The organism is Ehrlichia japonica, assembly GCF_000632845.1.
Lineage (GTDB): Bacteria > Pseudomonadota > Alphaproteobacteria > Rickettsiales > Anaplasmataceae > Ehrlichia > Ehrlichia japonica.
On record NZ_CP007474.1, the window covers coordinates 287414 to 309822 of the forward strand.

Consider the following 22409-nt stretch of genomic DNA (forward strand, 5'->3'; position numbering starts at 1 on the left):
AAATAAGATATATTCTACTACTTAATTCGCTATGTTATAGGTTTGCAAAGCTTGTTTCCATTGAATTAGCTAAAGATTTTTTGTTTTGTTACGGAATTTACAATGTAGTTAGTTGATATAATGTATTCTTAAAATGTTATATTAGTGGAAATATAGAAAAAAAGTTGTATATCTACTATATTGTGTTCTAGGTGTATCGAATGATATATCAAACCAGTTGTGGTTTTTCTGTTGGGAAAATAATTACTGATGGGAATAAGTTCACTATTTCAGACTGTATACAGAAATTCATTGATAAGTCTATATAAATCTATTTTAGAATCAATATATTATGGGTGATGTTAAATAGATAATATGTAGTAAGATGTATTACAGTGATGGTGTCAACTTTATTTCGTTGGTTTATTAGCTCTGAAAGTAAAATAGTATTGTGAGCATATAGAATAAGTATGGTAAGTGAGGTGTATATTTATCAAGTAGGTATTTTTGTGATTAATATACGTGAGTTTATTTATAAAAATGAAAAGATACTTATTAAGGGTTATGTATCTTAATAAATGAAGTGATTTAGAAATCTTAGTTGTGCTGTTCAGTGATCATGACATATAGTAACAGTAGTTGAATTGCTAACAATTTAGGATTAATTTCTAGATTTTTAAAGATTTTGCTTGTTTTTTGTTAATAAGTATTAGTGCTATTTATTATTAGTTTTTTGAAAAATTGTAAGCTATATATATGAACTTGTTTAACATAGGAATTATATTGACTCGCTGTGTTATTGTGATAGCCTAATTATGTTTATTATTTAAATATTATTTTTTGTAATGTCTAGTTCTGCATATGATATTATAGATCATGAATATGATGTTGTAATAGTAGGAGCTGGAGGAGCAGGATTAAGAGCAACTTTTGGTATGACTAATGTTGGATTATCAGTTGCGTGTATATCTAAAGTCTTTCCTACACGAAGTCATACAGTAGCAGCTCAAGGTGGTATCAGTGCTGCATTAGGTAATATTTCTGAAGATGACTGGAGATGGCATATGTTTGATACAGTCAAAGGTTCAGATTGGCTTGGGGATCAAGATGCTATTGAATACATGTGTAAAAATGCGGCAGAAGCTGTAATTGAGCTTGAGCGTTATGGAGTTCCTTTTTCCCGTACTAATGATGGTAAAATATATCAACGTCCTTTTGGTGGAATGACTACAGAATTTGGTAAGGGTAAGCCAGCAGTGCGTACATGTGCTGCATCTGATAAGACAGGTCATGCAATACTTCATACATTGTATCAACAGTCTTTAAAATATAATGCTAAATTTTTTGTAGAATATCTTGCTATTGATTTAATAATGGATGAAGAAGGCCAGTGTAAGGGTGTATTAGCATGGTCCTTATGTGATGGTACATTACACCGGTTCCGTGCTCACATCGTTGTTCTTGCTACAGGTGGTTACGGTAGGATATATTTTTCTGCTACTAGCGCACATACTTGTACTGGTGATGGGGGAGGTATGGTGTCCCGTATTAATTTACCACTGGAAGATATGGAATTTGTACAATTTCACCCAACTGGAATATATGGTGCTGGATGCTTGATAACGGAAGGTTGCAGAGGGGAAGGTGGATATTTACTTAATTCTGAAGGAGAAAGATTTATGGAGCGTTATGCTCCAAAAGCTAAAGATTTAGCATCTCGTGATGTTGTGAGTAGAGCTATGACTTTAGAAATCAGAGAAGGTCGTGGTGTTGGTCCAAAAAAAGATCATGTATATTTATCTATATCTCATTTGGGTGAAAAAGTTATTAGTGAAAGATTGCCAGGTATTAGTGAAACTGCTCGTACTTTTGCTGGGGTGGATGTTATAAAAGAGCCAATCCCAGTTTTGCCAACTGTTCATTATAATATGGGAGGTATCCCTACAAATTATCATGGTGAAGTTGTAACTTTAACTAATGGTAAGGAACAAGTAGTACCAGGACTATTTGCTATAGGAGAAGCAGCTTGTGTTTCTGTACATGGAGCTAATCGTTTAGGATCTAATTCATTGCTTGATTTAGTGGTTTTTGGAAGAGCGGCAGCAATTAGAGCTAAAGAATTAGTGAAACCTGGTATGTTACATGCTCCAGTTAAGAAGTCATCGGAAGAGTGGATAATTGATAGATTTGATGCGTTGAGATTTTCAAAAGGAAGTTTACGTGTATCAGAGATACGTAGTAATATGCAAAATGTGATGCAAAATCATGCAGCTGTTTTCCGTACAGAAGAAGTACTTGAAGAAGGCAAGGAAAAGATTAAAAGTGTTGCTAAATCTCTGTCTGAAATTGCGGTTGAGGATAGGAGTATGATATGGAATAGTGATTTAGTTGAAGCCTTAGAGCTAACTAATATGATGCCACAAGCAGTTGTAACAATGGAATGTGCTGCGAATCGTCAGGAAAGTAGAGGTGCTCATGCACGTGAAGATTTTCCTGATCGTGATGATAAAAATTGGATGAAGCATAGCTTGGCATGGTATAATTCTACAAATTGTTCTGTGAGGATAAAATATAAGGATGTTGCTAAGACAACTTTAACAGATGACGTTCAGTATTTTCCTCCACAAAAAAGGGTATATTAATACTATCTCTATGGTGGTTATTTAAAAGGTTTTACTATGGTTCAGTTTTTTTTACCTAGGAATTCTAAAATTAATAAAAATGGTAAAGTCCATTCTGCCCATGAAGGAGCAAAGAATGTGAAGTGTTTTAAAATATATAGATGGTCTCCAGATGATGACGAAAATCCAAGAATTGATACATTCTTTATAGATCTTGATGAATGTGGGCAAATGGTACTTGATGCTTTGATAAAGATTAAGAATGAAGTTGATGCTACATTAACATTTAGGAGATCATGTAGAGAAGGCATATGTGGTTCATGTGCGATGAATATTGATGGTACTAATACTTTAGCCTGTACAAAAGCAATTTCAGATATTAAATCAGATGTAAATATTTATCCTTTACCACATATGCATGTTATAAAGGATTTAGTCCCTGATTTAAGTAATTTTTATAAACAATATGAATCAGTTACTCCATGGATACAAGCTAAAGAACCTAGTCATAACAAAGAAAGGTTACAAACAATAGAAGATAGAAGTAAATTGGATGGAATATACGATTGTATATTATGTGCATGTTGTAGTACTGGTTGTCCTAGTTATTGGTGGAACTCAGATAAATATTTAGGACCAGCAGCGTTGTTGCAAGCTTATAGATGGCTTATTGATAGCAGAGATGAAGCATCAGATAGTAGATTGGATATGCTTGATGATGCATTCAAGTTATATCGTTGTCATACTATTATGAACTGTACTAAGACTTGTCCTAAAGGGTTGAATCCAGCAAAAGCAATTGCTCATATAAAACAAATGATGGTAACAAGGTAATACAAAGAGTATTATTAAAGTTAAGTTTTTTAATAATTAATCTTGATTGATTATAAAATAAAGTTACACATCTTAGTGTGTTGTATTTTGTATAGTTGTTTTTTTAAATGCTGTAATCTTATAGTGAGGAAAAGTATAGAGAAAAAATGTATTCTCAAAGTATTATAGCTTATACAGGGTAAAAGTAGAAATAGAGAAGGCAATTCTAGGTACTTGATTGTCTAGCTGTAATTTTTATAAAATTTTTTATTACATGACTGTAGATTTTGTAGAAACTAGAATGATTTTTAAGTTATGATAAAACATGATTTTAGTTGATTTATATAGTATGTCCTCAAAGTATTATATCTTATAGAGGGTAAAAGTAGAAATAGAGAAGGCAATTCTAGGTACTTGATTGTGTAGTTGTAATTTTTATAAAATTTTTTACTATATGGTTGTGGATTTTGTAAAAATTTGGATGATTTTTAGTGTTCTTATTAGATGTAATTTATAGTAAAGAAAAAACTTTTAATTTTTTTGTTATAGCGTCAAATAGTTTGAAATTCTGTAATATGCTTTTTATCATATATATAAATAGCTGATTATAATTTTAAAAGCTTGATCTGGTATGAGCAATTGTTAGTATTAAGTGTGGATAATTAAGGTGTAGGGGAATTATGGAATCAATGGAATCAGCGGTTACAAGACGTATAGTTGTTCCTGAGTTAGAAAAAATTCTTTATAAGGAGCATAAAGTTTTAGATAAAGGATTTGTTAGGCTGGTTGATTATATGGGATCTGATGAATCTGTAGTACAAGCTGCTAGAATATCTTATGGCAGGGGTACTAAGAGTGTAAGTCAAGATGCTGCATTGATTAGTTATTTGATGCGTCATTCACACACTACTCCATTTGAAATGTGTGAAATAAAATTTCATATTAAGTTACCTATATTTGTTGCAAGGCAATGGGTACGTCACCGTACTGCAAATGTAAATGAATATTCTGCAAGGTATTCTGTATTAGATCATGAATTCTACATTCCAGAATATGATCAAATAGCAAAACAATCTGAAGATAATGCTCAAGGTAGAGGAAGTAATTTATCTGATGAAGATGCTAAATATGTTGCTGATCTTTTAGTACATGATTCTAATATGGTATATGAAACTTATAATAAGTTTTTAGAGAAAAGTGTTTCTAGGGAAATAGCACGTGTTAATCTTACTTTAAATTATTATACTGAGTGGTATTGGAAAATAGATTTACATAATTTATTACACTTCTTGAAGTTAAGGTCTGAGGCGAATGCTCAATATGAAATTAGACTGTATGCAAAAACTATGTTGGATATTGTAAAAAAATGGGTTCCATTAACTTATACAGCTTTTGTTGAGTATTGTTTAGAATCCCAAAATTTTTCAAAGAGTGCATTGGATGTTGTTAGAAAATTAATTGCTGGGGAAAAAATTGTTCGAGAAGATACTAGTATTGGAAAAAGGGAATGGAGAGAATTAATGGCTATTTTAAAGCCTGAATAAATTTTTTAGATAGTTCATATACCTGCGTTATTGTGTTAACATAATAGTACTTAATAGTAATTTAAGTACTTTGGACTTTGAATCTATAAAGCTTGCGATTGGAATTTTATAAGATAAATGCTATGGTTAATGTCTTTATCCTCATTAAATTTTTTATATATTTGTGTTGTTATAGATTAAAAAATTTTCTAGAAAGTCATAGTAAAGTAAAATTGGTTTTTTTTAATATCAGTTTTAAAAAGCTAGTATTATTAATTATCTACAATAATTTTATATGGAATGTTATATTAGTAATATGTTTATTAATTAAGGGTTTTGTTTTAGTGTATGAAAATTTTAAAGAGAAATATTTTAATTCTTATTATTACAGTTATTATTCTGTCTGATATATCTTCAGATATATATCTACCTAGCTTACCGAAGATTAGTGATTTTTTTGCCGTAGATTACACTATTGCACAATTGACAATTAGCTTGAACTTAGTTGGAATCTCTATTTCAGGATTGTTGTATGGTCCATTATCTGATTATTATGGACGTAGGCCTATTATGTTGTTGGGTGTGGGAATATTTATGTTGGCAAGCATAGCATGTTGTTTTGCTAATGATATTATTGTATTAATCATTATGCGTTTTGTCCAGGGTTTTGGTGCGGGTGTAGCTGGAGTTGTTGGATATGCTATTATCAAGGATATGTATTCTGGAAGTGAGTGTGCTAAAAATATTTCCATAGTAAATATGGCAGTAGCATTATCTCCAGTACTGGGTCCAATTTTAGGTAGTGCTATTATAGCACATGGTTATCATTGGAATGTGTTGTTTATAATAATATCCATAATGGCAATACTAGTTTTAGGATGTTTATTTGTGTTCTTGAAAGAAACTATTATTCTTGGAAAAATTGATAGTAATATCTCTTTCTTATCAGTTATGCGAAAGTATAAAGAACTGATTTTAAATATTAGGTTTTGTGGTTTTGCTTTAATTCAAAGTTTTACTATTATGTGGATTTGGTCATGTATAGCTAATTTGCCATTTATTTTTGTAAAAGATATGGGAGTACCTGTTAGTTATTATGGTTATTTTGTTGCTATTAATGTGGCTGCTTATATTGTTGGTGCAGTTTTAAATCAAAGATTTGTTGAGAGATTTGGAATAAATAATATGTTACTTTTAGGATTGATTTTAACTACTTTATCAGATATGAGTGTCCTTATACTCTATCAGATGCTTGAAATTACTCCTTTGTTAGCGGAAATTATGTGGATTCCATCTGGTATGGGTATTGCTTTTATTCTTGGAAATAATATGACTGCTGCTTTTTCTGAAATTAGAGAGCCGGGTATAGGTTCTGCGTTTATTCTGTTCTTACAAACAATTTTTGGTGCACTTGGTATTTATATTTTAGGGTGTTTTTATGATGGCACTCTAATTCCAGTGATACTGTTTCCAATAATTTGTTCTGTCATTTGTATTGTTATATATGTTCTTTTAAGAATGAGTGGTAAAGATAATAAATCTGAATTTATCAGTGTATAACTGATGTTTTGTTTTAGAAATAGAAGGTTAATACTAGGTATTTAATTTTTTTACATCTAATAAAGATTTTCTATAGCTATTTATGGTGTTTTATTAGTTCGTATAATCAATAATTTATTTGCTCTTAATATATGTTTGTTCTTTTTTTAGAGATAGAAATTGGATTGTGGTACTAATGTAGTTAAAAGTTTTCTATAGCTTTTATAGCGTTTTATTAGTTTGTACAATAAATGATTTATTTGCTCTTAATATATGTTTATTCTTTTTTTAGAGATAGAAATTGGATTGTGGTACTAATGTAGTTAAAAGTTTTCTATAGTTTTATAGCGTTTTATTAGTTTGTATAATAAATGATTTTATTTACGCTTAAATATACGCTTGTTCCCTAAGATGAGATATTGCTTTTTCTGTAATTACTCTACCACGTGGTGTGCGTTGTATAAAATTTATTTTTATAAGATATGGTTCTATAGTTTCCTCTATATTTCCTGTATCTTCTGATAATCCGGAAGATATAGTGTCTATTCCAGTTGGATTATTAGAGTCATATATGAATTTTAAATATTGAATATCTTGCCTATCTAATCCTAGCTTATCAATGCCTAAACGTAGTAGTGCTTTATCAGCAAATGCATCTGTAATAATTTTGTTATGTTCTATTACTTCTATAAAATCTCGTATTCTACGTAGTAATCTAAGTGCAATTCTAGGTGTCCCACGAGACCTAAGAGAAATTTCTTGTGCCCCACTATCAGAAATATTTATCTTAATAACTTTTGCAGCACGTTGTATTACTTTCATAAGTTCTTCAGTTGAATAGAATTCTAAATGTATTGGTATACCAAAACGATCACGTAATGGATTTGATAGTAAACCAATTCGTGTTGTGGCTCCAATTAGTGTAAATGGTGGTAAGTCTACTCTTAAGGTACGTGCTCCACATCCTTCTCCCACTATTATATCTAGACAAAAATCTTCCATTGCAGAGTATAATATTTCTTCTATGTTGCGATTTAAGCGATGTATTTCATCTATAAATAGTATATCTTTTGCCTGAAGGTTAGTGAGTATTGCAGCTAAATCTCCCGCTTTACTTAGTAGTGGTCCAGCTGTTGATCGAAAATTTACTTTTAGTTCTTTTGCTATTATATGTGCTAATGTTGTTTTCCCAAGTCCTGGTGGGCCATATAATAGTACGTGATCCATTGATTCTTTACGTGTATAAGCTGCATTTATGAAAATTTTGAGATTATTAACTATGCTACTTTGTCCTATAAAATCGTCTAATAGATTGGGTCTCATTGAGACATTTTGTTGATCTTCTAAGCATTCAGTGCTTTGCAATATATTTTTCATAAAGTGTTCTTTATTATGTTTTCTTCTGAAGTATAATAGTATGATACTCTATTATAGATAAATTTGTACTTTCTTTATAATTAAAAGAATAATGACTATTATGTTTTTCATATTGCAAGATAAGGAAGTCAGTATGCAAAAAAGGTGCAGCTGTATACATGATCTATGGCTATTTTAATACATCTTATATATAGGATGTAGTTTTTGTAAATAATTTTAAATATCTTTATACTTTTTGTATGTAGTCAAAATATCAAAATTTGTGAAGTTAATGTAACTATTATTTCATTTGAAATAAGATATTAATAACTAAATGGTAGATAATGATATGGGGTTTCTACTTATTATTAAATAAAAGAATACTGTTATAGTATACTTTAAAATAATGAATTCATGAGTATTAGGGATGTTATGTTAGAATTACTTACTATTTGATCCTCAGATAATTACAGTATTTACTGCTATATAAATTATTAGTTATAGTTTTAAGGTGAAAATCTGTATGGTTTTTTAATATATTCTAACATTTTTTATAATCTAAGTTTATGTACAAGAAAATTTACATGTTTTGTGTAACTTTGTGACTTACAGTCTTATTTATTGGGAAAGTTTTTGTAATGCTTTTCTTATAACTTCTTGTATGGTGTCGTTAGGAAAATTAGATTTTATTTCTTGTACTACATTAAAAGCTTTTAATTTGTCATAACCTAAACTTATAAGAGCAGCCAAAGAATCGTCTTCTTTTATTGTAAAAGGTTTTTCTAGTTGTACTTTACTAATTTGATATTGAAGCTCAGTTACAATACGTCCTGCAAGTTTTTCTCCTATGCCATTTCCTCTAAATGCATTTTTATTATTGTTTGCTACTGCAGAAAAGATTTGTTCTGGTGATAATTTACTTAATATTGACATTGCTGTTTTATAATTAATTCCATTTATTGTAACTAACATTCTCATGTAGTCTTGTTCTTGTTTATCTAAAAATCCATATAATTGAGTTAGATTATCTCTATTTACGTAAGTTTCTATATAAAGTTTAATATTGTTTCCGATTTTACAAGTTTGTAAGACTTTATGTGAAACTTGAATTATGTACCCGACATTGCCCACATTTAATATAATATGGTTGTTGTGTACTTCTTCTATAATGCCTGTAAGATTACCTATCAACACTTTCCTCAGAGAATATTATTTAACAAGATAAGTTTAGAATTGATTTTGCGTAAGTTAATTAGTGTATGTGACCTAAGTATTAACAATATACAGAATAGTAGACCAAGTGTAGCAAACATTGCAAAAAGAGGCATTAGCATTGAAATATCAATAGCAATTCCACTTTTGCGTAATATGCTTGCAGGTTGATGTAATGTTGTCCATATATTGACAGAAAACTTAATTACTGGAATATTAACTGCACTGAATATAGCAAATATTGAAGCAGCTTTCATAGATCTAGCTTCATTGTCAAAAAAGTTCCATAGGGATATGTATCCTAAATAAAGAAAAAATAACACTAACATTGATGTTAAACGTGCATCCCATACCCACCACGTTCCCCAAGTACATTTACCCCATATACTACCAGTAATTAAACATATAGATGTAAATGTTAAACCAAGAGGAGCAATGGCATGTGATATGATTGCTAGAATTACATTTCGCCACACTAGTGCTATAAAGCTGAAGACTGCTATTAATGTGTATGATCCAAGTGATATCCATGCAGATGGTACATGTAGATACATAATACGAACAAATTCTCCTTGCTTATAATCTGTTGGAGATGAGATAAATACCATGTATAAACTACATAGCAACAGAATAAAAAACAAAAATACTGTATACGGTAAAAGTGATCTTGTATAACGGATGAACTTACTCATGGTGTATAAGTAATTACATGATTACTTAACGTATCATAAATTACAATATTAGGCAATATAATATGGTGAGAGTAGTTTATTAGAATATATTTTGACAATCAAATTATTATATTTTTGTATAATTTTTTAGTTATGCAGATGTTAGTAAGTAAGTTTTAATATATTTTTATAAAAAATTTATGGTATACTGAATGTATCTTTTGTTCTTATATCCAACATGTAGTGCTTATCAATAATATGTTGTTGTGTGTGTGTTAAAAAAATTTAGTGATCAGATTTTATAGAATGCACTTCAAGTATTAAGTATGATATTCTTTTTATTAAGTTATTGCTGCATGATGTATGAAAAGTGACATCTTTAACATTTGAATAATGAGATTTTGTGTTAAATTAAAAGCTTATACTCAAACCTTAGATGAAGATTATTGTGTTGTTTTAGGAAATGTAAGGTGAATTATAATTTAAAAAGTAGAGGGATAATGTTAGTTATATCTTCTCCTTCTGGAGGTGGTAAAACTACAATATCTCATTTATTGGTTGATGAATTGCAAGATGATCTTGTTAGATCGATTTCTATTACTACTCGTGAGCCTAGGGATGGTGAAATTGATGGTAAAGATTATTTTTTTGTAACTGAATCTGAATTCATTGATTTGTGTAATACGGATCAGATGTTAGAATATGCAAAAGTTTTTGGAAATTATTATGGTATACCTCGTAAGTTTGTGGTCGATAATATTACTAATGGTGTTAGTGTGTTGTTCAGTATTGATTGGCAAGGAGCATTTAAATTGATTGACACTATGCGAGAACATGTAGTTAGTGTTTTCATATTACCTCCATCTATGGAAGAATTGAAAAGACGTCTATATAATCGTAGTGGGGAAAGTGATATAATAAATAAACGATTAGAAGAGGCTGCCTTTGAAATCAATCATTGTTATCATTATGATTACATTATTATTAATCATGATGTTGAAGAAAGTGTTCATCAAATTAAATCCATTTTTACATCGGAAAGATTAAGAACCCAACGAAAGATATCTCTGAAGCAATTTGTTGATAATTGTATAAGATAGGGGGAATATGTTTTTTATAACTCATCAAAATTATTAAATTTATGATTATTATTGACTTTATTTAAAGTGCAGTAGGGAATAAAAAAGTTTTCTATGTTACTACATTTTATTAGTAAATGTGTAATTTTTAAGAATTCGTTTTATAATCACTTTCTTAGGAAAAAAAGAGAACTTAATTTTGTGATTTGTTGTAGTAAAATTAAGAACATTTGTATGATAATAAGTAAGTAATAATAATATATAAAATGACATTTTACAAAGGTAAAAAACCTACATAAAGTTGAAAAAAATATAACAAGGATGGCTACACAGATTATGTAGAGTGTCTATCTATGGTTATACGAAATTTGTTATTAATGTTTGTTGAAGTTTTTTGTAAAGTGTACTAGTCTGTAAGTGAGTGATAACAGTTTTTGGATTCTGATGGAAGGTATTATAGATGGAAAAGCGATTGCTGAGGGTATTACTAATGCACTTACTACGTGTATTAGTGATTTAAAATCACAGCATAATCTAACGCCATGTTTGATAGTTATACTTGTTGGGGACGATCCTGCAAGCCATTTGTATGTGCGTAATAAGCAGCGAAAAGCGGAAATGTTGGGACTAAAATCTGAAACTACGTTATTACCAAGCACGATATCTGAAAGCAGTTTGATTGATAAAATACGTGAATTGAATAATGATGATAGTGTTCATGGGATTTTGGTGCAGCTTCCTGTACCAAAGCATATTGATAAGAATTTAATAATTAATACTATTGATCCAAGGAAGGATGTTGATGGGTTTCACAATGAAAATGTAGGGAAGCTATTTACTGGACAGAAGGGTTGTCTAATGCCTTGTACTCCTAGGGGGTGTCTTTATTTGATTAAAACTGTAACTCGTAATTTATCTGGAAGTGATGCTGTAGTTATAGGAAGGTCAAATATAGTAGGTAAACCTATGGCTTGTTTGTTGTTGGGAGAAAATTGTACTGTTACTACAGTTCACTCAGCTACGCGTAATTTACCTGATTACTGTTCTAAAGCTGATATTATTGTAGCTGCAGTTGGTATATCTCACTTTGTTAAGTCTGCTTGGATTAAGCCTGGCGCAATTGTTATAGATGTTGGTATTAATTCTATAGAGGAAAATGGGGTTAAGAAGTTTGTAGGGGATGTTGATTTTTCTGGAGCTAGAAGTATAGCTTCAGCTATTACTCCGGTTCCTGGTGGTGTAGGGCCTATGACTATAGCATTTTTAATGGTTAATACTGTAATGGCAGCGTGTAATCAAATTGGTATTGAAAATTTTGTTGAAAAATATTTAGATTTGTAATACTTTAATTGCAGTGAATGCATTTATAGTTTATAACTAGATAACAAGGGGCGGTTAGCTCAGTTGGTAGAGCGTCTCGTTTACACCGAGAGGGTCAGCAGTTCGAGTCTGTTATCGCCCACTATTTTTTTACTCTGTTTATTAAGGATTTTTACTGTCTTACGCTAAACTGTATAAGAATCCATCTTATTATAATGTAGCGCGCATATTGAGAATTTATATCAAGAAGTTAATATCATGTTATTTCATATGATTTGTATATTGTTGTATATGAAAATGACTTATAGTGATGTTAAAAGCTATAATTGGGCTTTACTTGCTTTGTGATAAATTTAATACCGTTTAAGGATTTTAATAAATTATCGAAGGAAAATAGTGCATTTGTGTGTTGTTTTTTTAGTCTATACTAATATTCTTATACCTCTATGGAGAGAGTGACATCTTTCTACTTTATAGTGCATTTATGATTTTTATTTCTGCTTAATTAATATCTAGTATTCCTACTTTTTGGATCAAAGACATATTATCACTACAATTACTCGTTAATGTAAAAAATAGTTATCACACTATTAGTATATATTTTATTTACTATTGAAAACATAGCACATTTATGGTTATTTGTTTCTGCTTAATTAATATCTGTGTTCCTACTTTTTGGATCAAAGACATATTATCACTACAATTACTCGTTAATGTAAAAAATAGTTATCACACTATTAGTATATATTTTATTACTATTGAAAACATAGCACATTTATGGTTATTCATTTCTGCTTAATTAATATCTAGTATTCCTACTTTTTGGATGAAAGGAACATTATCACTACAATTGCTCGTTAATGTAGAAAATGTTTGTCACATATTGGTATATATTTTATTTCACTATGAAAACATAGAATCATTATCCATGACTAATTCTCTTATTTATGTATGGAAAAAATTATTGTTATTTTACCTGTAAACTTTGATCTACTGCTTCCTCGATATATTTGAAGATAATCTTTAATGAAGCATCATCTGATAAGCTATGGTTGGCTGATTTTATTAAATGTAGATTGACATTGTTTGATTTTATCTTCTCTGCTAAAGCAATAGAAGTCTGATATGGTACTGTATCATCATTCATTCCATGAATAAGTGTTATAGGATAGGTAATATTGATGGATTCTTGATTTAAGAGTAAATGCTTGCGTCCATCTTCGATTAAGTTACGAGTTATCACATAAGAGTATGTGTTATTATTTTGACATAGAATAATTTTACCATGTTTATGCAGTTCATCTTTTTGCCTCATATTTAATTTTTGAAATATCAAAGATTCAGTAAAATCTGGGGCTCCAGCTAGACTAATTAGGTGAAGTACTTTATTTTGACAGGATATTGCTACTAGTAACATGAGCCATGCTCCCATGCTAGATCCTATAATAACTTGTGGTTTATTAGTAGGAGTTAATTGGTTTATCACCTCTGTGCAGTTTTTGTACCAATCACTGATATTATAGTCAGTAAATTGACCATCTGATTCTCCATGCCCTAAATAATCAAATAAAATTAGCCCTAAGTTGTGTGATTTACAGTAATCATATAAAGCAGTTGCTTTACTACCTTGCATGTTAGAATTAAAGCCACCGAAAAATACAATAGATGCTGTATTTCCTGGTAATTGCCTATATGCAATGTGTAACCCTTGTGCATAAGATAATGCTAATTTAGAATAATTAGACATATTTCCACCTGAGGTTATTCTAAAGATTGCAAGTATGCTATTAAATCTGCTATATCTTGAGGTTTTGAAATTCCAGCAAATGCCATGCGTGTACCTTTAATGTAAGCTTGAGGCTTTGTTAAAAATTGAAATAGATCTTGATGTTCCCATGTACCGCCTTTACTAAGCATTGCTTTTGAATAGTTAAAGCTATCTCCCAAGTGTGCTTTTTTACTACCTATAATGTGCCATAAATTTGGTCCGACTCTATTTGCTCCGCCTTTTTCAAAAGTATGACAAGATATGCACTTTTTTGTGATTTCTTTTCCTTTTGTAACATTAGCTTGTACTATAAGAGCTTCAATATCAATTTGTTCCTCGGTACTTCCAACTTCTGTAGGGGTATGCTCCTCTACATTTATTTGATAACCTTTTGTTTGTTCAGTATGTGGATTGGGATCATATAGTAAATCTACCACATTGCTAACAAATAGTACTATAAATGATGCAAATAAAATGGCTGTGAATATTTTATTTAAATGGAATCCGTCCATAGCTATTGCATTCCTAGATCATAAGTAATATACTATATGCCTTCAAGGGTAATATAATCATTAATTATAGTCAATAAATAACATTTTTTGCTTAATTAATATGGATGGTAATTAATTTGTAAAACAATATATATTGAAATATGTGGTACTTCTAGTTCTATTGTAATTGTAGCTTGACATATTATTTACATAAGAGGATTGTACTAAGATAAGCTTGATCACTGATTTGAAGTAGGTATGACTTTATAAAATAGGTAACAGGTATTATAGCTATTGTAGCTTAGAAGTTACATGTATACAGTTTTATTCAAGGAAGAATATTGTAAAAATTGTATATGGAGAAAAGAATATAAATAGTGTACATACTGTAGTTGCAATCATAACCATGAGCATTGGCAGAGGAGCTTCTGTGTATTTAAACCTACAAGGTTTAAAAAATGCATTGTATATAATAGGGAGAAAATATATTGTATTTAATATAGTACTTAATATTAATACTGATATTACTATGATACTATTTTGATGTACTGCTTCTGACATGATAAAGGATTTTCCCCAAAATGTAGGAGCAGGAGGTATACCTATCATTGCAGCAGCACCAATAGAGAATGCGATCATAGTAATAGGCATAGACATACCTATTCCATGAAGTTCATGTAAGTATTTTTTTCCTGTTTTTGTATATATCGCTCCTGCAGCAAAAAATAATGTAATTTTTGCAAAAGCATGAGATATCATTTGAAATATAGCAACTTGAATTGCGTATTTTGTATATAATGATGCTGTCATTACTATATATGCAAGTTGTGATATTGTTGAATATGCAAGCAATTTTTTTAAGTTAGTTTGTTTGATTGCTATTAAAGATGCGAGTATAATTGTAGCTCCTGAAATGTACATGAGTATATTGCTATGTTCTTGAACAAGTATATTTAATTTTTCTAGTCCTATGATATATAATAAGATTTTTATTATGGTAAACACTCCGGATTTTACAACTGCTACAGCGTGTAGTAGTGCGCTGACTGGAGTAGGAGCTACCATAGCCTGTGGTAACCATAAATGCACAGGCATTAATGCAGCTTTTCCAATTCCATAAATCAATAATAATAATAGACTCATAAGTAAGCTGTTAGAGATGTTTTCTGGTAATATACCATTTGGAGTAAAATCTAATGTACCACTTATATTGTATATTATTAAGATTGCTGGCAAAAATAATAGCATTGATGTTCCTAATAATGTTCCTATGTAATATCTGCCAGAGATTTGTGACTGAGTATTGGTGTAATATGTAACTAGAGGGTACGTACTTATGGTTAGTAATTCATAAAATATAAATAATGTTAACAAATTTGCTGAAAACGCTATACCCATTGTACATCCAATACTCATTGCAAAACATGCATAAAATATAGGTTGTTTATTATTATTTTGATTATTGTGTTTCATGTAGCTGATACTATAAATGGTAGTGATTACCCATAGAAATGAAGGTAATAAGCTAAACATTATGCTTAAAGGTTCAGTTTTGAACGCGATTTGTATTTGAGGATTGATGAATTCGTATAATTTGATATGTAACACTGGATTATTGTTGCTGGATTTTATATAAAACTTACATGCTTCAAGCACTAGGTAGAATAAAGTACATGAGGAAGCTATACTTATAAATTCTTGTGAATATTTTATTTTCTTTAACATTAATATCAAAACAGCAGATATAAATGGGAAGAAAACTACATATACTAAAGAAAAACCTAATGTAGAATCCTTAAGAAAGTGCATAAATTCTATTTACCATACTTAACTTAGACTACTATAAATAACAATAAAGCTTTTTTAAGTAAAGTAATCTTATATGGTATTTTCTTTTAGTTCATTTGCAGAATATCAAGGAAAAGTGATTTGTGATAGTAAATCGTTTATGTGTATGAAAATTAGTTAAAAATAGGAATTTATAAGTAAATTTAATAACTTTTATAGTCTTTAGAAGCTTGTTATATAAATCTGCATTTATTATTAAGTGTTACCTGTATTATGTTTTACGTGGCAAAATTTTCTACATATTCATTAAAATATGTATAAAATAATTCTTGTGCCATCACATGATCTGCTGAAACTAAATGTCCATTAATCTTTACTGTGTCTACTATGGAGTTTTTATCTGCATACATACAATAAGACCATGGACCTCCTAATTGTGCAATTATGTTGTTAATAGAAGATTTTACTTTTTTATAATCTACTGCGACATTGTACCACTTTTTTAAATTTTGAGGTTTTGGTAATTTTCCTCCAACTCCTGCACGTGATACAGGGTCAATAGTGCACAGTAAATCTATTGTAGTTGTTATAAGTGTTTTTATTGTTCTGTATCCAGTATCTCCTCCCCAACTATGTCCTACAAGACAAATTTTTTGTTGTGCTTCATACCAGGCTTTTATTATGGGAATTATCGCTGATGATCCCCAGGTTGCGTATGCTATATCTTGGTGATTATGGTTTTGTGTATAGTATCTGGCATATAAACGTAATACAAACTTTGTTCTATCATCTGATGCTCCTCCAATAAATATTACTAAAGGTTTTGTGCCCGGAGTAATTTTACTTCTTAAAATGTCTTGTGAGTTTTTGGGGATTGCAATGCCTTCTGTAGTATATCCTGTATCTGTTCCAACTGCTGGAATATATGGAGGGATAATTTTATCTGCAACAAATATCGACATCCTTGCCTACCTTGAGTAATAAATATATGATAACATTACTATAGTAAATAATTTTAAAAAATATTTAGATTAAGAAATAAATTTTGTTTATAGTGAAATTAAAGTAACTATAGTATAATAAAAATTATTTTAATGAAAATGAAATATTCTTTTTATACATCTTAGTATTTTAAATTGGGTGTATAGTTGTACAACATTGAATACATGCTTAATTTTATTCTATAATCAATAGTGGTTTTACTATTACTATTAATTGTATTTCTTTTGAATTATAAAAAAAGTGCTAGATTAGAATAATAGTAAGTATCTTTCCTAATTGGTGGCTATGAAGTACTGAGTTACTTTTTGATTTTTTATGGTTTTATGTGTAGTTCCACTATTACTATTAATTGTATTTCTTTTGAATTATAAAAAAGTGCTAGATTTAGAATAATAGTAAGTATCTTTCCTAATTGGTGGCTATGAAATACTAAGTTACTTTTTGATTTTTTATAGTTTTATATATAGCTCTATTATTACTATTAATTGTATTTCCTATGAATTAGGGAAAAAGTGTTTGATTAAAATAACATCTAGTATCTATTCTTAATTGGTAACTGTAGAATACTGTAAGCTACTTTTAAGTTTTTTATGACTTTTTCTGATTCATGATAACAGATTGGGCAGCTATTAATCTTGCTATTGGAATTCTATATGGGGAACAAGAAATATAATTTAAATTCAATTTTGCAAAAAATTGTATAGAGTCGAAATTTCCACCATGCTCTCCGCATATACCAATTTTAATACTTGGAGAAGATTTTCTACCTAAGTATACTGCAGTTGATATTAATTGACCTACTCCTTCAATGTCTAAAGTTTCAAAAGGGTCTTGTTTTACTATTTCTAAATCTTTATATGTCTCAATAAAATTTGCAGAGTCATCCCTAGATATTCCTAAAGTGGTTTGAGTAAGATCATTTGTTCCAAAGCTAAAAAATTGAACATGTTTAGCAAGTTTATCTGCAATTAGGGCTGCCTTTGGTAGCTCTATCATTGTTCCTATCGAATACTTGGGATTATCAAATTGCTGTGCTACATTGCTAATTAATTCTTTAATAATAATGATCTCTTTTTCAGCCATAACTAAAGGTATCATTATTTCAGGTACTATACCTGTTATATTTGTTTCTTCCTGTAACTCCTTTACTGCAAGGAAAATTGCCTTTACTTGCATTTCATATATTTCAGGATATGATATAGCAAGTCTGCATCCGCGATGTCCTAGCATTGGGTTCTTTTCAGATAAATAAAGAACCTTATTCCTTAGCTTTTCTAAGGATTTACCAGTTTTTGCTGAAATTTCGTTTATCGCATTGTCATTGTCTGGTAGGAACTCATGTAATGGAGGATCAAGTAATCTAATAGTAACTTGCTTATTAAGTGTAGATTTGAAGATTTTTTTAAAATCTTCTTTTTGCATGATTTCAAGTTTTTCTAATGCTGCTATTCTTTCTTCTTTGGTGTCAGATACAATCATTTCTTGTACTATACTTATTCTTTTATCAGAGAAAAACATGTGTTCTGTGCGACATAATCCTATTCCATCAGCTTGGAAATTCATAGCTATATCTACATCTTCGGGAGTGTCAGCATTAGCCATTACTTTTAGTGTTCTTATTTCATCTACCCATTCCATTAACTTATAGAAACTCTTGTTTAATTTAGGGGTAACTGTTTTTATAGTTCCTAGGATCACTTCTCCATTACAACCATTTATTGTAATACTATCGCCTTTATATACTTTCAGACCTGTATTTGTATAGAAAAATTGTTCGCTCTTGTCGATAAAGATCCCATTTGCACTACAGATGCAAGGTTTACCCATGCCTCTGGCTACTACTGCTGCATGGGAAGTCATGCCACCTCTTAAAGTGATGATGCCTGCAGAGCTATTCATTCCATTTATATCTTCTGGATTGGTTTCTTGTCGTATTAATATGGCATTTCTTCCATCTTTTCTAAATTGTTCTGCATCGTTAGGTGTGAATGCTACATATCCAGTTGCTGCACCTGGAGATGCTGGTAGTCCTCGTGCGATAATATCAATATTTGTATTGTTCTCAAGTATTGGGTGAAATAATTTACTGAATGATTTATGTTCAATCCTTAATATAGCTTCTTCTCTTGAGATTAATTTTTCTTCTACCATATCTACTGCTATTTCTACAGCGGATTGAATGCTACGCTTCCCTGGTCTCGCTTGTAAAATCCACAACTTGCCATTTTCTACTGTAAATTCTATATCTTGCATATCACGGTAATGTAGTTCTAGCTTTCTACATACCTTTTCTAAATCACTGTAAGGTTGTGGCATTAATTCCTTCATTTTATCTAGTGGTAATGGACTATGGGTTCCAGATACTACATCTTCTCCTTGTGCATTTACTAAAAATTCTCCAAAAATTTCTTTTTCTCCAGTTGATGGATTACGGGTAAACACAACGCCTGTAGCAGAGTTCTGACTCATATTGCCAAACACCATGGATTGTATATTGACCGCTGTTCCCAGATTATTTGATATATTGTGTATTTTTCTATATGCAACTGCTCGTTTATTCATCCATGATCTAAAAACTGCATCTATTGAATTATATAACTGTTCATGAACGTCTTGAGGAAAATCTTGATTAGTATGTACATTAACTATCTTTTTAAATTCAATTATTATTTCTTTTAATATATTAGGATCTGATATCTGATTACTTACTGGAATATTAGCTTCTCTTTTTTTTTTATGTATTACTTCTTCAAATAAATTGCTTTCTATTTGTAACACTGTGTGTGCATACATTTGTATGAGTCTGCGATAACTATCATAAGCAAAAAATTCACTACTTTTTTTTGCTAATCCTATTACTGTTTTATCGTTTAATCCTACATTTAGTATTGTATCTAACATCCCTGGCATAGAACTGACGCTGCCTGATCTTACTGAAAGTAGGAGTGGATTATCATTATCACCAAATTTTAAACTTACCTCATTATTTAAGAATTCAATGGCATTTTCTACTAAACTAAATGTTTCAGAGGGTAGCTTATTGTTCTGATAATAATAGTTACATATGGTTGTTGAAAGTGTAAATCCAGGTGGTACATCTACACCAATATTGCACATTTCTGCTAGATTTGCACCTTTGCCACCTAAGATATGACTCAATGCTAAACTTCCATCACATTTTGTTTTACTAAAATAATATACTAATTTTTCACTCATATAAAGAGAACCGAAAAAGTTTTGTTTTTATGCTATAGTAGTCATATACACTACTTCGCTGAATATACTATAAAACCTAATTCTCTATAGTGCAACTGTTGTAAAATAATTAATTAGTAGGAATAATATAAAATAAGTAGTGGTGTTTCATATGTATAAATAGACACATACATTAAAATGGCGTGACTTATTTAATTTTTACTGGATGTGACACATCAGTAGTATAAGTAATGTTAAAATATTAAGTAATATGTATGTAAACACTGTATTTATTATATAATGAACATATATGATTTAACTAATAGTGATATGTTATAATAACATATGTGATATGGCTAAAGTGTGTCTGTAGTGTATTATGTCTATTGTACGGTATGACTTATGTGGTTACTATTGATAGTAATAAATCAATCTCGAAATTGTTTATTTTCTACTACTATAGTATTAAATATAATATCATGGAAGGTTTGATGCTTTTGTGAAAACAAAGCAATTAAATACCAACATGCTGATGCTATTAATGTTAGCATAGTAATCAAAGATATAATACTTGTTATGAAACTATTATTAATGTTCATATTTACGGCTTGTATGCTTATCATCAGGATAGTAGGACAAAGAAATTCTGATAATGATCTATCGAATGCGAACCAAGTATCAATTTTTTTATGATCACAACGTATAGTGTATATATTAAATATTTTCTGTCCAATAGATGCTTGTGCTTTAGAAGATAAGAAATATGTATAATAGTAACAGCTGCTTAATATGTTAAAAATAAATGGTATGATTGTTATATTGTTTGTTAACAATACGATGGGGTAGTTAAGTAATGATAGAATTACATGGTCAATAATACTTGCTAGTACTCTCTTTAGTATGGTTGCAATTTTAACTCTTTTTGTACTCATATATTTATTAATTGACAGATAAAATGACGAATATCATCGAAATTTTTAAAAGAAAGAATATTATTTACAGTGGCAGCGCTCCCATATTTTATAGGTAGGCATCCTGCTTCAACGGCACTTTGTATATCTGATGCACTATCTCCTATGAAAAATACTTCTTTGCTTGGTTGGACGTTTATATTTGTTAGTGCTGCTAATACTGGTTCAGGAGATGGTTTGATATTTCTTGTATCTCCAGCACCGATTATAGAATCAAAATAGTGTGTTAGATTTTTATGATGTACCTCAGACCGTAAATTTTTGCCATTTTTATTGCTTACTATTGCCATAGTTATATTATTTTCTTTCAAGGTGTCTAACAATTCAATTGCTCCATCGTTTAGTGTAAAGCTGTCTAATTTTTGTGATTTTTCTAAACTATTTTCATATAAAGTAATTGCCTCTTTCCACCTTTTTCCTAATAATGTAGTTAGGTATTTTGGTATTGTAGAATTTGGAATAAAGTCCAGATCTATATTTTTATATCCCATCTCATCTAATACTTGATTGAAAGTTATACGGTCAATGTTGATACTAGTATTAATTAACGTATGATACCAGTCAAATATTACTGTGGTTGGTTTCTTTATCATTTATTTAAATTTCTAAATTACCATTTTTGTGAAACATTTATTAAGATTCTATTAAAGTCAGGATTATTTTCAATGTTTAATTGACCTTTGGCTTCAAGAATTATAACTACATATAACTGTATTACTGACGTGGAAAATAACATACTTAGTTGATTTAATGTATAATATTTTTACTATTGTAGTATCACTAATATTTAATTAGACAAAGAATGTCGATATAGTTCAAGGTTTTTATGATATTTAGAATAGCAATTTTAGATCCTTCCTATTTATCTCTAATTACAGTCTTATAATAAATTTTCCAATTGGTTAAGTGGGAACAAACTACTTGTCTACATTACTGTTGTTCATATCATAATTGCACAAATGTATTAATACATCAACTTATTTAAATCTCTACAAAAATCAAATAAAGACATTAATTTGTCAAAATAGCAGGAGTTACTGCATTGCTAATGCTGAGCATTTAATGATTAAAGAATGTTGTA

The 22409-nt window shown here is 29.8% G+C and carries 16 protein-coding genes and 1 tRNA gene; 7 read left to right on the forward strand and 10 right to left on the reverse strand.

Going from position 1 to position 22409, the window contains the following annotated elements; genetic code table 11:
• The first annotated feature begins 824 nt into the window (after window positions 1–824).
• From sdhA to EHF_RS01185, 4 genes are all read left to right on the forward strand, one after another.
• Window positions 825–2621, forward strand: coding sequence for a succinate dehydrogenase flavoprotein subunit (gene sdhA, locus EHF_RS01170; RefSeq protein ID WP_044194221.1), 1797 nt, complete (start codon window positions 825–827; stop codon window positions 2619–2621).
• Between the two features lie 36 nt (window positions 2622–2657).
• Complete coding sequence (locus EHF_RS01175; RefSeq protein ID WP_044194223.1) at window positions 2658–3434, forward strand: succinate dehydrogenase iron-sulfur subunit; 777 nt, start codon at window positions 2658–2660, stop codon at window positions 3432–3434.
• A 668-nt stretch (window positions 3435–4102) separates the two neighbouring features.
• A complete protein-coding gene (gene thyX, locus EHF_RS01180; RefSeq protein ID WP_044195798.1) occupies window positions 4103–4957 on the forward strand; it encodes an FAD-dependent thymidylate synthase in 855 nt (284 codons plus the stop codon).
• Window positions 4958–5284: 327 nt separating this feature from the next.
• Entirely contained in the window at window positions 5285–6496 is a 1212-nt protein-coding gene (locus EHF_RS01185) for a multidrug effflux MFS transporter (protein ID WP_044194226.1), read from the forward strand.
• A gap of 366 nt (window positions 6497–6862) precedes the next feature.
• Here the strand turns inward: EHF_RS01185 and ruvB are convergent, their stop codons facing one another.
• The 3 genes from ruvB to ccmC form a co-directional block, all read right to left on the reverse strand.
• Window positions 6863–7852 (reverse strand): Holliday junction branch migration DNA helicase RuvB, encoded by a 990-nt coding sequence (ruvB, locus tag EHF_RS01190; protein ID WP_044194228.1) that lies wholly within the window; start codon window positions 7850–7852, stop codon window positions 6863–6865.
• Between the two features lie 597 nt (window positions 7853–8449).
• Window positions 8450–9022 carry a Holliday junction branch migration protein RuvA gene (ruvA, locus tag EHF_RS01195; RefSeq protein WP_044195801.1) on the reverse strand — a complete coding sequence of 191 codons (573 nt, stop codon included), beginning with the start codon at window positions 9020–9022 and terminating at the stop codon, window positions 8450–8452.
• 8 nt (window positions 9023–9030) lie between these two features.
• Entirely contained in the window at window positions 9031–9735 is a 705-nt protein-coding gene (gene ccmC / locus EHF_RS01200; RefSeq protein WP_044194230.1) for a heme ABC transporter permease CcmC, read from the reverse strand.
• 449 nt (window positions 9736–10184) lie between these two features.
• On the opposite strand from ccmC, the gene gmk reads away from it, so the two are divergent.
• The 3 genes from gmk to EHF_RS01215 all read left to right on the forward strand — a co-directional run bounded on the left by gmk (window position 10185) and on the right by EHF_RS01215 (window position 12255).
• Window positions 10185–10814, forward strand: a complete 630-nt coding sequence (gene gmk, locus EHF_RS01205; RefSeq protein ID WP_044194233.1) for a guanylate kinase — start codon at window positions 10185–10187, stop codon at window positions 10812–10814.
• A 423-nt stretch (window positions 10815–11237) separates the two neighbouring features.
• A complete protein-coding gene (gene folD / locus EHF_RS01210; protein ID WP_044195805.1) occupies window positions 11238–12134 on the forward strand; it encodes a bifunctional methylenetetrahydrofolate dehydrogenase/methenyltetrahydrofolate cyclohydrolase FolD in 897 nt (298 codons plus the stop codon).
• A gap of 48 nt (window positions 12135–12182) precedes the next feature.
• Window positions 12183–12255: transfer RNA gene (locus EHF_RS01215), tRNA-Val, on the forward strand.
• An 825-nt stretch (window positions 12256–13080) separates the two neighbouring features.
• Here the strand turns inward: EHF_RS01215 and EHF_RS01220 are convergent.
• From EHF_RS01220 to EHF_RS01250, 7 genes are all read right to left on the reverse strand, one after another.
• Window positions 13081–13860: an alpha/beta hydrolase gene (locus EHF_RS01220; RefSeq protein ID WP_044194235.1), complete on the reverse strand. Its 780-nt coding sequence runs from the start codon at window positions 13858–13860 to the stop codon at window positions 13081–13083.
• A 14-nt stretch (window positions 13861–13874) separates the two neighbouring features.
• A complete protein-coding gene (locus EHF_RS01225) occupies window positions 13875–14393 on the reverse strand; it encodes a c-type cytochrome (RefSeq protein ID WP_044194237.1) in 519 nt (172 codons plus the stop codon).
• 303 nt (window positions 14394–14696) lie between these two features.
• On the reverse strand, window positions 14697–16181 hold the full coding sequence (locus EHF_RS01230; RefSeq protein ID WP_044194241.1) for a proton-conducting transporter transmembrane domain-containing protein: 1485 nt from the start codon (window positions 16179–16181) through the stop codon (window positions 14697–14699).
• 257 nt (window positions 16182–16438) lie between these two features.
• On the reverse strand, window positions 16439–17122 hold the full coding sequence (locus EHF_RS01235) for a hypothetical protein (RefSeq protein WP_044194244.1): 684 nt from the start codon (window positions 17120–17122) through the stop codon (window positions 16439–16441).
• Between the two features lie 628 nt (window positions 17123–17750).
• A complete protein-coding gene (gene ppdK / locus EHF_RS01240; RefSeq protein ID WP_044194247.1) occupies window positions 17751–20378 on the reverse strand; it encodes a pyruvate, phosphate dikinase in 2628 nt (875 codons plus the stop codon).
• Window positions 20379–20785: 407 nt separating this feature from the next.
• Entirely contained in the window at window positions 20786–21289 is a 504-nt protein-coding gene (locus EHF_RS01245) for an RDD family protein (protein WP_044194250.1), read from the reverse strand.
• Complete coding sequence (locus tag EHF_RS01250) at window positions 21286–21921, reverse strand: HAD family hydrolase (protein ID WP_232228960.1); 636 nt, start codon at window positions 21919–21921, stop codon at window positions 21286–21288. Before EHF_RS01250 ends, EHF_RS01245 begins: the two co-directional genes overlap by 4 nt.
• Window positions 21922–22409 lie beyond the last annotated feature (488 nt).

Excerpts from the sequence above, each read along its gene's own strand:
- EHF_RS01235 (WP_044194244.1), bottom strand. The coding sequence starts at position 17,122 with ATGTCGATATTTGTTGCAGATAAAATTATCCCTCCATATATTCCAGCA.
- ppdK (WP_044194247.1), bottom strand. The coding sequence starts at position 20,378 with ATGAGTGAAAAATTAGTATATTATTTTAGTAAAACAAAATGTGATGGA.
- EHF_RS01230 (WP_044194241.1), bottom strand. The coding sequence starts at position 16,181 with ATGCACTTTCTTAAGGATTCTACATTAGGTTTTTCTTTAGTATATGTA.
- EHF_RS01250 (WP_232228960.1), bottom strand. The coding sequence starts at position 21,921 with ATGATAAAGAAACCAACCACAGTAATATTTGACTGGTATCATACGTTA.
- thyX (WP_044195798.1), top strand. The coding sequence starts at position 4,103 with ATGGAATCAGCGGTTACAAGACGTATAGTTGTTCCTGAGTTAGAAAAA.
- EHF_RS01245 (WP_044194250.1), bottom strand. The coding sequence starts at position 21,289 with ATGAGTACAAAAAGAGTTAAAATTGCAACCATACTAAAGAGAGTACTA.
- EHF_RS01175 (WP_044194223.1), top strand. The coding sequence starts at position 2,658 with ATGGTTCAGTTTTTTTTACCTAGGAATTCTAAAATTAATAAAAATGGT.
- EHF_RS01185 (WP_044194226.1), top strand. The coding sequence starts at position 5,285 with ATGAAAATTTTAAAGAGAAATATTTTAATTCTTATTATTACAGTTATT.
- ccmC (WP_044194230.1), bottom strand. The coding sequence starts at position 9,735 with ATGAGTAAGTTCATCCGTTATACAAGATCACTTTTACCGTATACAGTA.
- folD (WP_044195805.1), top strand. The coding sequence starts at position 11,238 with ATGGAAGGTATTATAGATGGAAAAGCGATTGCTGAGGGTATTACTAAT.
- sdhA (WP_044194221.1), top strand. The coding sequence starts at position 825 with ATGTCTAGTTCTGCATATGATATTATAGATCATGAATATGATGTTGTA.
- EHF_RS01220 (WP_044194235.1), bottom strand. The coding sequence starts at position 13,860 with ATGTCTAATTATTCTAAATTAGCATTATCTTATGCACAAGGGTTACAC.
- EHF_RS01225 (WP_044194237.1), bottom strand. The coding sequence starts at position 14,393 with ATGGACGGATTCCATTTAAATAAAATATTCACAGCCATTTTATTTGCA.
- ruvB (WP_044194228.1), bottom strand. The coding sequence starts at position 7,852 with ATGAAAAATATATTGCAAAGCACTGAATGCTTAGAAGATCAACAAAAT.